This is a genomic window from Streptomyces poonensis (assembly GCF_014650915.1).
GTDB lineage: Bacteria > Actinomycetota > Actinomycetes > Streptomycetales > Streptomycetaceae > Streptomyces > Streptomyces poonensis.
Genome location: NZ_BMVW01000008.1, coordinates 82506 through 96835, shown reverse-complemented (window position 1 = coordinate 96835; position 14330 = coordinate 82506). Strand labels below are relative to the sequence as shown.

11 protein-coding genes and 1 tRNA gene are annotated in these 14330 nt (G+C 72.1%); 4 read left to right on the top strand and 8 right to left on the bottom strand.

What is annotated here, in order from left to right; translation table 11 throughout:
• Positions 1 to 83: 83 nt before the first annotated feature.
• Positions 84 to 1430: a vWA domain-containing protein gene (locus IE242_RS20755; protein ID WP_189861456.1), complete on the top strand. Its 1347-nt coding sequence runs from the start codon at positions 84 to 86 to the stop codon at positions 1428 to 1430.
• Between the two features lie 105 nt (positions 1431 to 1535).
• Positions 1536 to 3077, top strand: coding sequence for an FHA domain-containing protein (locus tag IE242_RS20750; protein WP_189861454.1), 1542 nt, complete (start codon positions 1536 to 1538; stop codon positions 3075 to 3077).
• 27 nt (positions 3078 to 3104) lie between these two features.
• Here the strand turns inward: IE242_RS20750 and IE242_RS20745 are convergent, their stop codons facing one another.
• On the bottom strand, positions 3105 to 4124 hold the full coding sequence (locus IE242_RS20745; protein WP_189861452.1) for a methyltransferase domain-containing protein: 1020 nt from the start codon (positions 4122 to 4124) through the stop codon (positions 3105 to 3107).
• A 127-nt stretch (positions 4125 to 4251) separates the two neighbouring features.
• Here IE242_RS20745 and IE242_RS20740 point away from each other — a divergent pair, with 127 nt between their 5' ends.
• Complete coding sequence (locus IE242_RS20740) at positions 4252 to 4656, top strand: globin (RefSeq protein WP_189861450.1); 405 nt, start codon at positions 4252 to 4254, stop codon at positions 4654 to 4656.
• Positions 4657 to 4689: 33 nt separating this feature from the next.
• On the opposite strand, the gene IE242_RS20735 is transcribed toward IE242_RS20740, so the two are convergent.
• The 7 genes from IE242_RS20735 to IE242_RS20705 form a co-directional block, all read right to left on the bottom strand.
• Complete coding sequence (locus tag IE242_RS20735; RefSeq protein ID WP_189861448.1) at positions 4690 to 5415, bottom strand: DUF8185 domain-containing protein; 726 nt, start codon at positions 5413 to 5415, stop codon at positions 4690 to 4692.
• Positions 5412 to 5861: an acyl-CoA thioesterase gene (locus tag IE242_RS20730; RefSeq protein WP_189861446.1), complete on the bottom strand. Its 450-nt coding sequence runs from the start codon at positions 5859 to 5861 to the stop codon at positions 5412 to 5414. Before IE242_RS20730 ends, IE242_RS20735 begins: the two co-directional genes overlap by 4 nt.
• A 2-nt stretch (positions 5862 to 5863) precedes the next feature.
• Positions 5864 to 7528: an energy-dependent translational throttle protein EttA gene (gene ettA, locus IE242_RS20725; RefSeq protein ID WP_189861444.1), complete on the bottom strand. Its 1665-nt coding sequence runs from the start codon at positions 7526 to 7528 to the stop codon at positions 5864 to 5866.
• A 265-nt stretch (positions 7529 to 7793) separates the two neighbouring features.
• The gene (locus IE242_RS20720) at positions 7794 to 9230 is read right to left on the bottom strand and encodes a Cys-Gln thioester bond-forming surface protein (RefSeq protein WP_229859196.1); all 1437 of its coding nucleotides are present in this window, start codon (positions 9228 to 9230) and stop codon (positions 7794 to 7796) included.
• 277 nt (positions 9231 to 9507) lie between these two features.
• Positions 9508 to 9987 (bottom strand): single-stranded DNA-binding protein, encoded by a 480-nt coding sequence (locus tag IE242_RS20715; RefSeq protein WP_189861439.1) that lies wholly within the window; start codon positions 9985 to 9987, stop codon positions 9508 to 9510.
• Between the two features lie 251 nt (positions 9988 to 10238).
• Positions 10239 to 12275, bottom strand: a complete 2037-nt coding sequence (locus IE242_RS20710) for a YfjP family GTPase (RefSeq protein ID WP_189861437.1) — start codon at positions 12273 to 12275, stop codon at positions 10239 to 10241.
• Positions 12272 to 13879, bottom strand: a complete 1608-nt coding sequence (locus IE242_RS20705) for a dynamin family protein (RefSeq protein WP_189861430.1) — start codon at positions 13877 to 13879, stop codon at positions 12272 to 12274. The genes IE242_RS20710 and IE242_RS20705 overlap by 4 nt, the downstream gene beginning before the upstream one ends.
• 310 nt (positions 13880 to 14189) lie before the next feature.
• Here IE242_RS20705 and IE242_RS20700 point away from each other — a divergent pair.
• A tRNA-Arg gene (locus IE242_RS20700) sits at positions 14190 to 14265 on the top strand.
• Positions 14266 to 14330: the final 65 nt, after the last annotated feature.

The following is a 14330-nucleotide window of genomic DNA, read 5'->3' as shown; positions in this document are numbered from 1 at the left end:
ACCGGAGGGGACCGGTCCGCTCACGCAGGCACAGTCATCGCCCCACGTCGCCGTGGGGGGCCTTGAGGGGGAGCGGAGAAGGCATGGCCAATTTCTCGAAGTCGAACGTGCCGCAGTTCTCGGTGGACGTCTACCAGAACGAGTACCTGCCGGAGGGGGGCCGCGAGGTCAACGCCATCGTGACGGTCAGCGCGACGGGCGGCGGCACGATCGGCAGCGCCGTCACCGCACCGCACCTGTACTCGCCGGGGCAGGGCCCGTCCGCGGCGGTCGCGATCATGGTCGACTGCTCGGGCTCGATGGACTATCCGCCGACGAAGATGCGCAACGCCCGCGACGCGACGGCCGCCGCGATCGACACCCTGCGCGACGGGGTGCACTTCGCGGTGGTCGGCGGTACGCACGTGGCCAAGGAGGTCTACCCGGGCGGCGGCCGGCTCGCCGTGGCGGACGCCACCACCCGCGGCCAGGCCAAGCAGGCGCTGCGCAGGCTGAGCGCGGGCGGCGGCACCGCGATCGGCACCTGGCTGAGGCTGGCCGACCGCCTGCTCTCCTCCGCGGACGTCGCCATCCGGCACGGCATCCTGCTCACCGACGGCCGTAACGAGCACGAGTCGCCGCAGGACCTCAAGACCACGCTCGACGCCTGCGCCGGCCGCTTCACCTGTGACGCGCGGGGCGTGGGCACCGACTGGGAGGTCAAGGAGGTCACCGGGATCGCCTCCGCGCTGCTCGGCACCGCCGACATCGTCGCCGACCCGGCGGGCCTGGCCACCGACTTCACGCAGATGATGGAGACGGCCATGGGCAAGGAGGTGGCGGACGTCGCGCTGCGGCTGTGGACACCGGTCGGCACGACGATCAAGTTCGTCAAGCAGGTGGCGCCCACGGTGGAGGAGCTGACCGGCCGCCGCACCGAGGCGGGCCCGCGTGCCGGGGACTATCCGACGGGTTCGTGGGGCGACGAGTCGCGCGACTACCACGTGTGCGTGGAGGTCCCGTCCGCCGGGATCGGCCAGGAAATGCTGGCCGCCCGTGTCTCGCTGGTGATCCCGCAGCCCGACGGGACCGTGCAGAACCTGGGCGCGCAAGGCCTCGTACGGGCCGTGTGGACCGACGACATGACCGCCTCGACCTCGATCAACCCGCAGGTCGCGCACTACACGGGTCAGGCCGAACTGGCACAGGCCATCCAACAAGGGCTGGACGCCCGCAAAGCGGGAGACATCGACGGCGCAACGGCCAAGCTGGGCCGGGCCGTTCAGCTCGCGAGCGTCTCGGGGAACGCCGATACTGCGAAACTGCTCGCGAAGGTGGTGGACGTCGTGGACGCCGCGGCAGGTACTGTGCGACTGAAAGCGAAGGTCGCGGAGGCCGACGAGATGACTCTCGAGACTCGGTCGACAAAGACTGTTCGCGTAAAGAAGTAGCGAGCCGAACCCCGACCGGGGATCGGACAAAACCGGTCACACTGGCCCACTTGTGGCCGAGAAACCCGGCCCGGACGGCCGGAGAGGAAAGGGGGACGCACCTCCATGCCGACCTGCCCGAACGGACACCAGTCGGGTTCCGACGACTGGTGCGAGGTCTGCGGTCACCGCATGTCCGGTGCCGTGCCCCCGCCACCTCCGCCGCCACCCCCGGCCCCCGGTTACGGCTACCCGCCGCCCGGCTCCGCTCCCCCGCCGCCCGGTGCGGCCGGGCGCCCTCCGCACCTGTCCGGTGCGCCCGACTACGAACCGGAGCTCTGCCCGCAGTGCCGTACGCCCCGTGAGGGCGGTGCGCCGTTCTGCGAGGAGTGCCGGTGGAACTTCCTGACGAACACGGCCACCACGTACACCCCGGCCGCACCCCGGCCCTCGGCGCCCGGTCCCGCAGGACCGGGCGGCCCGGGAGGACCTGGCGGGTTCGGCGGAGCGGGCGGTCCCGGCGGGCCCGGCCCGTCGGGTCCTCCCGGTGGGCCTGCGGGCCCCGGAGGCCCCGGAGGACCGAATCCGGCACTCCGGTTCCAGCAGCCGCCCGGACCTCCGTCCTTCGGCGGTGACGCGTACGAGTACCAGGGGTCACGGCCCTCCCAGGTGAACCGGCCGGCGGAGCCGATCCCGCCCGGCCCGCCGTTCGGCGAGCCGTCGGGTCCTGGCGGTCCGTCGGGTCCTGGTGGCCCCTCGGGCTTCGGCGACCCGTCGCGTCCGGTTCCGCCGCAGGCCGGGCCGACGCCCGGTGGGCCGGGTGGACCTGCCCGTGGCCCGGGTGGGCCCGGTGGTCCTGGCGGTCCTGGTGGACCTGCCGGTCCTGGTGGTCCTGCCGGTCCCGGTGGGCCCGGGATCCCCGGTCTGCCGCAGGCGTTCCAGCAGCCGGGGCCGCCCGCTCCCCCCGCGTTCCCGCAGGAGACGGGACACCCGGGGCCGGCCGGTCCCGGCGGTCCGGGTGCTCCCGGTGGCCCCGGCGGTCCCGGCGGTCCCGGCGGTGGTCCGCAGCGCGGTGGGCCGTCCTTCGGGGGCGGGAACGACGACTGGGTGATCTCGCCCCCGTCGTCCGGTCCCAGCGGTCCCGGCGGCCCGGGCAGCCACGGCGGCCCCGGCGGTCCGGCCGGCCCCGCCCAGGGCGGATACGGCTATCCGCAGCCCGGCGCCACCACGGCGCCACCCGGCCCCGGATACCCGCAGCAGCCCGCGACCTGGACGGCGACGATCGGCCCGGACCGCGAGTACTTCATGTCGATGATGCAGCGCTCGGGCCCCGAGGCCGCGGGGCTCAACCTGCCCGCGTACTCCCCCGAGCAGCAGCGCACCCTCAGCGGCAACCAGATCACCATCGGCCGCCGCCGCCACTCCACCGGTGACACCCCCGACATCGACCTGTCGGTGCCGCCGGAGGATCCGGGTGTCTCGCACCAGCACGCGGTCCTGGTCCAGCAGCAGGACGGCAGCTGGGCGGTCGTCGACCAGAACTCCACGAACGGAACCACGGTCAACAACTCCGAGGAGCCCATTCAGCCCTTCGTGCCGGTACCCCTGCAGGACGGGGACCGCGTGCACGTGGGCGCGTGGACGACGATCACCATCAGGCGCGGCTGAGGACGGCACGGGAGGGGAGTGCGCGGCTCACGGGAGGGGCCAGGAGTACGGCCCCTCCGGGTCGTCCAGCCACGCCCACGCGCGCTCGTCGCTCACGGTGATCCCGTACCGCTCCCGTACCGGCCGGCCCTCGCGGTCCCACAGGGCGAGGGCCTCGTGCGGATCGAGGTGGCCCGAGGCCAGGGTGAGCAGGAACCGGAAGAGTTCGTGCTCCCTGGCCCGCTGCGGCAGCCCGCCGAGGTACGGGCGGACCCGCTCGGACCCTCCCCCCGGTTCCCGGCCGCGCCCGGGCGGGAAGGCGCCCTCCGCGCCCCGCAACGGCACGAAGTACGCCGGCGTGGACAGGAACCGCCCCTCGGCGTACCCGGCGTCCTCTACCCGCAGCCTGACCAGGCCCGTGGCCAGCGGCGTCAGAATGCGGGCGCCGGGGGCGCACTGCGCCAGCCAGGCGCGCGGGATCGAGGGCAGCATGCAGGTCGCGATGATCCGGTCGTACGGCGCGCGTTCGGGCACCCCGCGCGCCCCGTCGCCGGTGACGACGGTGGGGTGGTAGCCGGCGGCGTCCAGATGTCTGCGCGCCCCCTCGGTGAGGTCGGGGTCGAGGTCCACCGTGGTGACCAGGTCGTCCCCGAGGCGGTGCGCCAGCAGAGCGGCGTTGTAGCCCGTGCCGGCGCCGATCTCCAGGACGCGGCTGCCGTTCTCCACCTCCAGTTCGGCCAGCATCCTCGCCATCAGCGAGGGCTGGCTGCTGGAGGAGATCAGCTCACCGTCGCGGACCCTGGTGGCGAGCGGGGCGTCGGCGTACGCGCCGCGCAGCCAGCGCTCTCGTCGGCGCGGATCGCGTTCCTCGCCCCACAGGCGCTCGTATCCGCCGAGGACGCCGATGAAGTAGTACGGCACGAAGAGGTGGCGGGGGACCGACGCGAACGCCTCCCGCCAGACCGGGTCGTCGTCCCAGACGCCGCTCGCCTCGATCTCGCGCACCAGGGCCGCACGGACCTCCGACGCGAGGTCCTCCAGGCCGTGGCCGAACGCGTGCGAGCCCATGTCTCCACTGTGCTGCGCGATCCGTCCCGAGGCGAGCACCACGGCCCGACGACCCGGAATCCCCTCCTCCTTCGGCCGCGGTCCTAAGCCTCGAGTCCTCGTCCCTTCCGTCTGAGACCATGGACGTGTGAGAGAGATACGGCGCGGCACACTGTCGGAGCAGACCTTCTACGAGCAGGTCGGCGGCGAGGAGACCTTCCGGCGCCTCGTGCGCCGTTTCTACGAGGGCGTCGCCGACGACCCGCTGCTGCGGCCCATGTACCCCGAGGAGGACCTGGGGCCGGCCGAGGAGCGTCTGGTGCTCTTCCTCATCCAGTACTGGGGCGGCCCCACCACGTACAGCGAGAACCGTGGCCACCCCCGTCTCCGTATGCGCCACGCCCCGTTCACCGTCGACCGCGCCGCCCACGACGCCTGGCTGAAGCACATGCGCGTGGCCGTCGACGAGCTCGGCCTCTCCGAGGAACACGAGCACACGCTGTGGAACTACCTGACGTACGCGGCGGCGTCGATGGTGAACACCCCCGACTGAGCTCTGCCCGCCCTGCTCCGGACCGGCCGGACGTCAGCGGCGCACGCTGACGTCCAGGGCGCCGAGTCCCGCCCTGCGTACGGCGATCGACCCGTAGGGCGTGCGCAGCCTCAGCCACGCTCCCGACGAGAACAGCCCCAACTCCCTCTCACCGGAGGTCTCGGCCTCGGGAGTGCCGGGCGCTCCGGGAGCATCTGTGGGGCGCGGGCGGAGGAAGCCCAGTGCCTGTGCCGCGTGCGCGGCCCGGACCGGGAGGCCGGTGCCGCCGATCGACCGGGACCAGATCTCCCGCCCGACGCGGTCGAGCTCGGCCCGCGTACGCCGCTCGGGCGCCAGCTCCCCCGTACGTGACCGGAACTCCGCCACCGCGGCGGCGACCGTCCTGCGTACGGCGTCCGGTGCCGGCAGCCCGGGCTCCGGCCGCCAGCCGCCGCGCGGGGGCAGCACCCCGGCCCACGGCGGCCCGGTGACCGCCGTCGGCACGACCGCCGTGGCGGCCTGCTCGTCGACGGACTCCAGGAGTTCACCGGCCGACACGGTCACGTCGAGGCCGACCTCGAGCCCGTTCTCGTACGGCTTCGCGAGCCGTGCCGTACGGATCGCGAGGACCTCGAACGACGGCGGGCGCCCGAACACCGCGAGCTTCGTCCCGGCCGCCTGCAGCCGCACCGCGGCCGCGCGGTCGTAGTGGATCAGCCGGCCGAGGAAGGCGGCCAGGTCGGCCGCCTCCCCGTCGTCGGCGAGGTGGAGCACCGTCATGCCGCGACGGCCTCGTCCCCGTGCTTCTCGGCGGCGGCGTCGGCGGCCGACCCGGACCTGTCGTCCCGGTACTCCTCCAGGAACTCCCGCTCCTCGGAGGTGATCCGGCGCGGCCGCTGCGCCTCGAAGTCGAACGGCACTATCACCGTCGAGGCCCGGACGTAGACCTGGTCCGGGTCCTTGACCTCGTAGGCGAGCGTGAACGACGCCGCCCTTATCTCGGTGACCCACAGCTCGATGTCCACCGGGGTGTGCCGGTGGACGAGCTGGCGCTTGTAGTCGATCTCATGGCGCGCCACCACGGAACCCTGCTGGAAATCCTTGTCCGGGCGGAACAGGAAGTCGATACGGGCTTCTTCCAGGTAGCGGAGGAACACCACGTTGTTGACGTGGCCGTACGCGTCCATGTCCGCCCAGCGCAGCGGGCAGCGGTAGAGATGCCGCAAGATCAGCCCCGGGTCAGCTTCTTGTAGGTGGCACGGTGCGGACGGGCCGCGTCCGCGCCGAGCCGCTCGATCTTGTTCTTCTCGTACGACTCGAAGTTGCCCTCGAACCAGAACCACTTGGACTCGCCCTCGTAGGCGAGGATGTGCGTCGCCACGCGGTCCAGGAACCAGCGGTCGTGGGAGACGACCACGGCGCAGCCCGGGAACTCCAGCAGCGCGTTCTCCAGCGAGGACAGGGTCTCCACGTCGAGGTCGTTGGTCGGCTCGTCGAGGAGCAGCAGGTTGCCGCCCTGCTTCAGGGTCAGCGCCAGGTTCAGGCGGTTGCGCTCACCGCCGGAGAGGACGCCGGCCGGCTTCTGCTGGTCCGGGCCCTTGAAGCCGAACGCGGAGACGTACGCGCGCGAGGGCATCTCGACCTGGCCGACGTTGATGTAGTCCAGCTCGTCGGAGACGACGGCCCACAGCGTCTTCTTGGGGTCGATGTTCTCGCGGGACTGGTCGACGTAGGAGATCTTGACGGTGTCGCCGACCTTGATGGTGCCGGAGTCCGGCTCCTCCAGGCCCTGGATCATCTTGAACAGGGTGGTCTTGCCGGCGCCGTTCGGGCCGATGACGCCCACGATGCCGTTGCGCGGCAGCGTGAAGGACAGGTCGTCGATCAGGACCTTGTCACCGAAGGCCTTGTGGAGGTTGCTGACCTCGACGACCACGTTGCCCAGGCGCGGGCCCGGCGGGATCTGGATCTCCTCGAAGTCCAGCTTCCGCATCTTCTCGGCCTCGGCGGCCATCTCCTCGTAGCGGGCCAGACGCGCCTTGGACTTGGCCTGCCGCCCCTTGGCGTTGGAGCGGACCCACTCCAGCTCTTCCTTGAGGCGCTTGGCGCGCTTGGCGTCCTTCTGGCCCTCGACCTTCAGACGGGTCTGCTTGGTCTCGAGGTACTTGGAGTAGTTGCCCTCGTAGCCGTGCAGGCGGCCGCGGTCCACCTCGCAGATCCACCCGGCGACGTTGTCCAGGAAGTACCGGTCGTGGGTGACCGCGACGATCGTGCCCTCGTACTTGGCGAGGTGCTGCTCCAGCCAGTTCACGGACTCGGCGTCGAGGTGGTTGGTGGGCTCGTCGAGGAGCAGCAGGTCGGGGGCCTCGAGGAGCAGCTTGCAGAGCGCGACGCGGCGCTTCTCACCACCGGAGAGGTTGACGACGGGCCAGTCGCCGGGCGGGCAGCCCAGGGCGTCCATGGCCTGCTCCAGCTGGGAGTCCAGGTCCCACGCGTTGGCGTGGTCGAGGTCCTCCTGGAGCTTGCCCATCTCCTCCATCAGCTCGTCGGTGTACTCGGTCGCCATCTGCTCGGCGATCTCGTTGAACCGGTCGAGCTTGCCCTTGATCTCGGCGACACCCTCCTGGACGTTCTCCAGGACGGTCTTCTCCTCGTTCAGCGGGGGCTCCTGGAGCAGGATGCCGACGCTGGCGCCGGGCGCCAGGAACGCGTCACCGTTCGAGGGCTGCTCGAGACCGGCCATGATCTTGAGGATGGTCGACTTGCCGGCGCCGTTCGGGCCGACCACACCGATCTTCGCGCCGGGCAGGAAGTTCAGCGAGACGTCGTCAAGGATCACCTTGTCGCCGTGCGCCTTGCGCGCCTTGCGCATGGTGTAGATGTACTCAGCCAAGAGAAACCGTCCGGCAGCTTGATATCTGGCAGTGGGCAGTACCACCCATCTTGCCGCACTGCCACCCCTCGACGGAAACCGGATCCCGGGGGTCCTCGGACGACCGCCGCGGACAGCCACCCACGAAGGCCGCGGCCCCGGCGCCTGGGGTGCGCACCGGGGCCGCGCCGCTCGCCCAGGTCACCGCGCGGTCACTCTCTGTTGAGTTGCCAAGGGGCAGTGCCGTAGGGCCTGGGTCCGGCCGCGCGCGGGCGTGTTGTCCTCGTCACTCCTGCGTGGGCGCCTTCTCCTGTGCGGCCGCCTTCTTCTTGCCGACCAGGAGCAGCGCGGCGCCGCCGATCACGACCAGGGCGATGGCCACGCCCCCGATCAGGACGGTCGCCCCGGAGCTGCCCGTCTCGGCGAGGTCGGTGCTCTCCTCGACGGAGGGGCCCGCCACCGTCGCCGGGCTGGGCTCACCGGCCATCTGGACCGCGTCGCCGCCCGCGGCGGCCGCGGTCTCGGTCGCACAGTCGAGGACGCCCTTGAACCGCTGCTCGAAGCCGTTCGGCCCCGTGATGGTGAAGTCGTACGCCTGGTCCTCCTGCAGCGGGACCGTCACGGTCTCCGTCGCACCCGCGGTGATGGTGTGCTCGGTTCCCATGAGCTCGAAGGTGAAGGGCTTGTCACCCTGGTTGACCGCCGTGATGTCCACGCCGCCCTCGGCGCAGTTCTTCTCGGCGGACAGCGCGGGTATCGCGCCCTCCTTCGCCCAGTTGACGGTGGCCGTCGCGGAGACCGTGGACTCGCTGGAACCCGCGAGTATCTGCGTCTGGCTGCGGGTCTCGGAGGCGAAGGCACGGCCGACGGGCACGGTGGTGGAGGCCTGCACGGTCACCGTGGCCGAACCGTCCGCGGCGTCCTCGGGCACGTCGAAGTACAGTCGGCTGCCGTTGCGCGCGGTGGTCACGGCCTTGCCGTCCTCGTCGACGAGGCGCACTCCGCCGGCCGCCGCGTCCGCGGACGGCGTCACCGTCGCGGAGTCCGCGTTGGTGCGGACCGTGACCGGGCCGAGGCGCTCGCCGACGCGGCCGGAGACCGCGGGCGGGTCGAGAGTGAGGGACGCCTTCGGCTCCGCCAGGTTCCGCGCGTTCTCCTCCAGGTAGTCCGCGAGCTTCTCGGCCTGCGGGTCCACGGCCTGTACGTCGGCGCCGTCCGAGTAGCGCCAGATGGCCACCTGGGTGCCGGCCGCCGCGTCCTGCTCGGTGAGGCCGGCCGCCCCGGCCTCCTCGGCGAGCGCCGCCAGATCGTTCACCTTCGGGTAGGAGTTCTGCAGGATCCAGCGGATCCTGCCCGCGTCCTTGTTGCCGTTCAGCGACGTGCCGCTCCAGGGTGTCTCCTGGTATCTGGCGTCCTGCTGCGTCGGGTTGTGCAGGTCGATGCAGTAGGTCTGCAGCATGCCGCCGCCCTCGACGGACATCTCGAACAGGCCGGCGGACACGTGCTGCTCCTCGCCGTCCTCACGGATGACGGCGTCCCCGTACGTCTTCAGGCCGTCCATCGTGGCGGTCGCGCCGCCGGGGCTCTGCGAGGTCTCCTCGGCGGCGGCCGGGCCCGCGGTGGCCACCGCACCCGCGACGACGATCCCGGACGCCAGCGTCACTGCGGCGAGGCGGGCGGCACCTCGCCCGCGCGCGGCCGACGCAGAGAGCGAAGAAAACACTGAACTTCCCTTCGAGCGAGACCTGTTGCCGCAGTGGTGTGGGTCATCACCGGCATCAACAGTCCCATGAGCCATGTCGGGCATCCTAGGGAGAGCCGCGCGCCGCTCCTCCCGGTCATGCGGCCCGACGGCCGATCCGAATCGGAATCGTTATCGCTCACACAGGCTGTTCACACATGCGGTGAGCTGCGCTTATCCAGAGCTACTTACGGAGTGTCCACAACGCTCTCCCCGATAAGCCGCAGTCCGGTCAGGCCGGTCGAACCGTCATCTGATGTCACGTCACACCGGCTGTTTCGCGGTGGTGTTGTGGGGCGTCGACCGACTGACTGGCCGATGCCGTATGCCAGTTGGGTTCGGACGCGGGCGGCGTGGCCGTCGCCGCGTTCGGTTCCGCCCTGGCGCCCCGGCGGAACGCCGATGTGCCGCGCGCGAGATCGTGGCCGATCGCCGTCGCGTCGATGTCCGCCCAGGTGCGGCTCTCGCCCTCCTCCGTCCGCTCGGTGCGCACCCTCAGCCGGCCCTGGACGATGACCGGGTCGCCCACCGACACCGAGGAGGTCACGTTCGCCGCGAGCGTGCGCCTGGACCACACCGTGAAGAAGTTGGTGTGCCCGTCCGTCCACTCGTTCTTCTCGCGGTCCCAGTACCGTGACGTCACCGCCAGCCTGAACCTGGCCGACGTGCCGAGGGCCGTCTCCTTGCACACCGGCCGGGTGGCCACGTTCCCCACCACGCACAGCGTCGTCTCGTTCATCGCGAATCCCCTCCTCCGCCCGGCACCCGGGCCTGGCGGACACGCGCACGGGCCCGTCCCGTACGGCTGCGTCCGACGCGGCGAACCGCGTCCGCCGCGGTCACCGCGAGATTCAGACTGCCTCTGCCGGGCCGACCCCGCTGAACCCTGTGCACAACCTCCGACCTGTGGAGAACTCCGCCACCCGAAAGAGCGAAGCACCGAGCGACAGCGATCGCGGCGAGCCTAGGCAACGAGCAAGGCCCCCCGGCTCACCGCACGACGGTGGTCATTCCCAGCACTCGTCCGTACTGCTCCCGTACCTCCTGGTACCGCAGCAGTTCCGCGGCCACCGGTTCCAGCACGCGCGTCCGACCGCAGCCGGCGGCCGCTTCCCTCAGTCGGTGTTCCGCCTCCAGCCCGTAGCGCCGGGCCGGGCCGCGCGCCGCCAGTCTGCTGCCCCACTCGACGACCGGTCCGCCGACGATGCCCATCGCCATGAGCAGGGCCGGCACCCCGAGGTTCGGTGGCAGGACCCCCGCGATCTGCGCCACCAGCCACAGCCCTCCGAGGACCTGCAGAAGCGTCATGCATGCCTGGGCGAGGACAGCCACCGGCCACCAGCCGGGGCGCGGCGGCCGCCCCTGTGGTCCGGTGGCCCGCGCAGCCAGCCCGTCCAGCGCCTCGGGCAGCCCCTGAGAACCGTGCAGGGCCGCTTCACGCACGGCCTGAGCCCAGGGATCGGGCAGGCCGGCGACGGCCCGTTCGGACAGCGTGCGCACGGCCTGCTCGACGCGCTGCCGGGCGGTGGCCTCCTCCTCCGCGGGTACCGGCAGGATCAGCCGCCCGGTGGAGGGCTCCCGGCGACTCTGGAGCCATCGCCACAACCGCAGCCAGGGCGTGCCGCACGCGCGGTTGGCGTTGCGCAGCCAGGCCCGTTCGGCCGCCTCGCCCGCCGCGCTCGCGCCGACGGCGTCCGCCAGCCGGGCGGCGAAGTCGTCGCGCGCCTCCTCACCGAGCCCGGAGCGCTCCCCGGTCGCGTACGCGGACCGCAGCCGCCAGGCCGCCGCGTCCAGGTCGGCGGCGACACGGCGGGCCGGGGCACCCTGCTCCGCCACGAACCGGCCGAGCGCCTCGCGCAGCTCTCCGACCCCGTCCCCGGTAAGCGCGGACAGGGCGAGCACGGTCGCGCCCGGTTCGCCGTACTCCCCCACCGCGATCCCGTCCTCGTCGAGCAGCCTCCGCAGATCGTCGAGGACCTGGTGGGCGGCTTCCCCGGGCAGCCGGTCCACCTGGTTGAGGACCACGAACATCACCTCCGCGTGCCCCGCCAGGGGCCGCAGATAGCGCTCGTGGAGGACGGCGTCGGCGTACTTCTCCGGGTCGACGACCCAGATGACCGCGTCCACCAGCGCCAGGATGCGGTCCACCTGCTCGCGGTGCTGCACCGCCGCGGAGTCGTGGTCCGGCAGGTCCACCAGGACCAGCCCGCGCAGCGCCGACTCCCCCTCCACGCCCTCCAGCGGGCGGCGGCGCAGCCGCCCCGGTACTCCCAGCCGGTCGATGAGACTGCCCGCGCCGTCGCTCCAGCTGCACACGATGGGCGTGGCGGTCGTGGGGCGGCGGAGGCCGGTGTCCGAGAGAGGGGCGCCCGCGAGCGCGTTGAAGAGCGTCGACTTGCCGCTGCCGGTCGCTCCCGCGAGGGCCACGACGGTGTGCTGCCCGGAGAGCCTGCGCCGCGCGGCTGCCTCGTCCAGGACACGTCCCGCCTCGGCGAGCGTCCCGCTGTCGAGACGCGCGCGGGAGACACCCACAAGCTCCCGAAACTCGTCCAGCCGCGACCGCAGCGGTACGTCGTAGGCGACGGGGAACACGATCTGCGTGCCGGTCGGCCCGGACTTCGCCAGGTCGCCCTGCGCCGCCTGGGCTGCCTGAGCCGTCTGTCCCGCCTGTTCGGCTTGCCCGGTCTGTGCGGTTTGCGTGGCCTGCTGGGCGGGCTCCTCGTCAGTCGCGCGTCGGGCGATCAGGCCGTCGTCCCACTGGCTCCCGTCCCGGGGTCTGCCCTCCGCGTCCGCGTGCGCATACGCGTCCACCTCGGCCTCGGTCTCGGTCCCGGCGTCGGCATCGGCATCGGCATCGGCATCGGCACCGGTCTGCGCAGGGGCGTCCCCGCGTGAGGCCGTGCCATCGGAGCGCGGGGGCGGGTCGTCGGGGCGCGAGGCCGGAGCATCGGGATGCACGCGCGCGCGGGCACCCTTTTCGCCCCCGTCGTGGTCCGTGCGGTCGGTGACGGCGGTCACGGCAGTCATCTCTCCTTCTGCAGTACGGACAGCGCGGCGATCAGTTCGACCTGGGGTTCGGGAGTCACGTCGAGTGCCTCGAGCGGGGCGAGCCGACGCTCACGCTCGACGCGCAGCGCCCTGCCGAGGTACTCGGTGAGCAGCCGCCCGCCCCGGTCGCGCAGCCGGAGGGCACCGTGCGCGCCGATCAGCTCGGCCAGCCGTTCCCCCGCGGACCGCACCCGGCGCCCGCCCAGGAGCGCGGTCGCGACCAGTGCCGCCAGGGCCTCGGGATCCGGCGTGGTGCTTCCGCCGAGGTCGCGCGCCTCCTCCTCGGCGTACTCCTCCAGGACGCGCCGCCAGCGTCGTACGGCCATCCCGATGCGGTGCTCGGCGCTCTCCAGCACCGGGTCGCGGCGCGTCAGTTCCGGGGCGCCCGCGGCCGGCTCCCGTCGCCAGGCGTCGTCGACGCACTGGTCGGCGGCGATGACGGCGCACAGCAGCAGCGCGGCGAGGCTCTCCACGAGCGCGTCGAGGAGTTCTCCGGCGGTGCAGTCCAGCGGGTAGCCGCGCCACCTCTTGAGCGCGTCCCCGGCGAGTACGGCCCCGCTCTGCAGACTCCTCTTCACGCGCGTGTGCTCCCGGTCGTACGCCGTGTCGACGGCCGCGGTGAGCCGCAGCGCGGCCGCGTACTGGGCGGCGGCAGCTCCGGCGAGCTCGGGCATCCGTGCCCTGAGCGAGTCGAGTACGCCGTGAGCGGTGCGTGCCATCGCCTGGTGCCGGGCCCCGGGGTCGGTCGCCTGGTGTGTCAGCCAGCTGCGCAGCGGCGCCACGGCCGTGGCCGGCAGCAGCCCGCCGCCCCAGGCGGATTCGGGCAGCTCGGGCACGGTGAACCGAGGCACCTCGCCGAGGCCGGCCTTGGCGAGCAGTGCCCCGTACTGCCGTGAGACCTCGGACACCACCTGGTGGGGCACCCGGTCGAGCACGGTGATCAGGGTCGCCCTGTGCTGCTTGGCCGTGCGCAGCAGATGCCAGGGCACGGCGTCGGCGTAACGGGCTGCTGTGGTGACCATCACCCAGATGTCGGCCGCGGAGATCAGTTCGGCGGCCAGGACGCGGTTCTCGGTGATGAGGGAGTCGACGTCGGGCGCGTCGAGGAGGGCCAGCCCGGGGGGCAGGCTGTCGGCGGTCTCGATCCGCAGGACGCGCCGACCGTCGCCGCCGTCCGGGAACGGCTCGCCACCGGGCTCCCGACGGGGCACCCACGCGCGCGTGAGATGGGGCAGCACGCGCATCCCGCTGAACCAGTGGTGATCCCCCGGGTGGCACACGAGCACCGGAGTGCGGGTGGTGGGGCGCAGCACCCCCGCCTCGCTGACCCTCCGGCCCACGAGGGAGTTGACGAGGGTCGACTTCCCGGCGCCTGTGGAACCGCCCACGACGGCGAGCAACGGCGCTTCGGGCTCTCTCAGCCGGGGCACCAGGTAGTCGTCGAGCTGTGCGAGCAGTTCGTCGCGGTTGGCTCGCGCGCGTGGGGCCCCCGCGAGGGGCAGCGGGTAGCGCACGGCGGCGACACGGTCGCGCAGGGCGGAGAGTGCGTCGAGGAGCTGAGGCCGTACGTCCAGAGTCACCACACGCGAAGAATGCCCAATTTTGATGGCATTTTGAAGCATATGAACACGTCAGCGCGCCGACAGAACACAAGGGACGGAAGGGACTACTGGGACTCAGGCATAACGAGTGCACAACACCCGGTGCGCGAGACGCGAAAAGCGATGCACGATTCGTACCTGCCTGCGATTATCAGGACCGCTTCACTGAACCTCCACATTGAGCCACGGAGGCGAAGCAACAGGGACACGGACGCGGGAGCCCTATCCTTGTCCCCGGCAACGTCACGGATCAGCCCACACCCGGGCACCACGACAGAGGCCACCACACCCGGCCCCCGTAGCTCAGTGGATAGAGCAGGCGCCTTCTAAGCGCTTGGCCGCAGGTTCGAGTCCTGCCGGGGGCGCCACCGGCCGTCCGACATCCAGCCCTCCCTCGGGAGGGCTTTTCCGCTGGCCGGATACCGCGAGCGCG

What these genes read in the sequence shown, in the direction of transcription:
- IE242_RS20750 (WP_189861454.1), top strand. Translation starts at nt 1,536, where the DNA reads ATGCCGACCTGCCCGAACGGACACCAGTCGGGTTCCGACGACTGGTGC.
- IE242_RS20710 (WP_189861437.1), bottom strand. Translation starts at nt 12,275, where the DNA reads ATGACTGCCGTGACCGCCGTCACCGACCGCACGGACCACGACGGGGGC.
- IE242_RS20745 (WP_189861452.1), bottom strand. Translation starts at nt 4,124, where the DNA reads ATGGGCTCGCACGCGTTCGGCCACGGCCTGGAGGACCTCGCGTCGGAG.
- IE242_RS20735 (WP_189861448.1), bottom strand. Translation starts at nt 5,415, where the DNA reads ATGACGGTGCTCCACCTCGCCGACGACGGGGAGGCGGCCGACCTGGCC.
- IE242_RS20755 (WP_189861456.1), top strand. Translation starts at nt 84, where the DNA reads ATGGCCAATTTCTCGAAGTCGAACGTGCCGCAGTTCTCGGTGGACGTC.
- IE242_RS20715 (WP_189861439.1), bottom strand. Translation starts at nt 9,987, where the DNA reads ATGAACGAGACGACGCTGTGCGTGGTGGGGAACGTGGCCACCCGGCCG.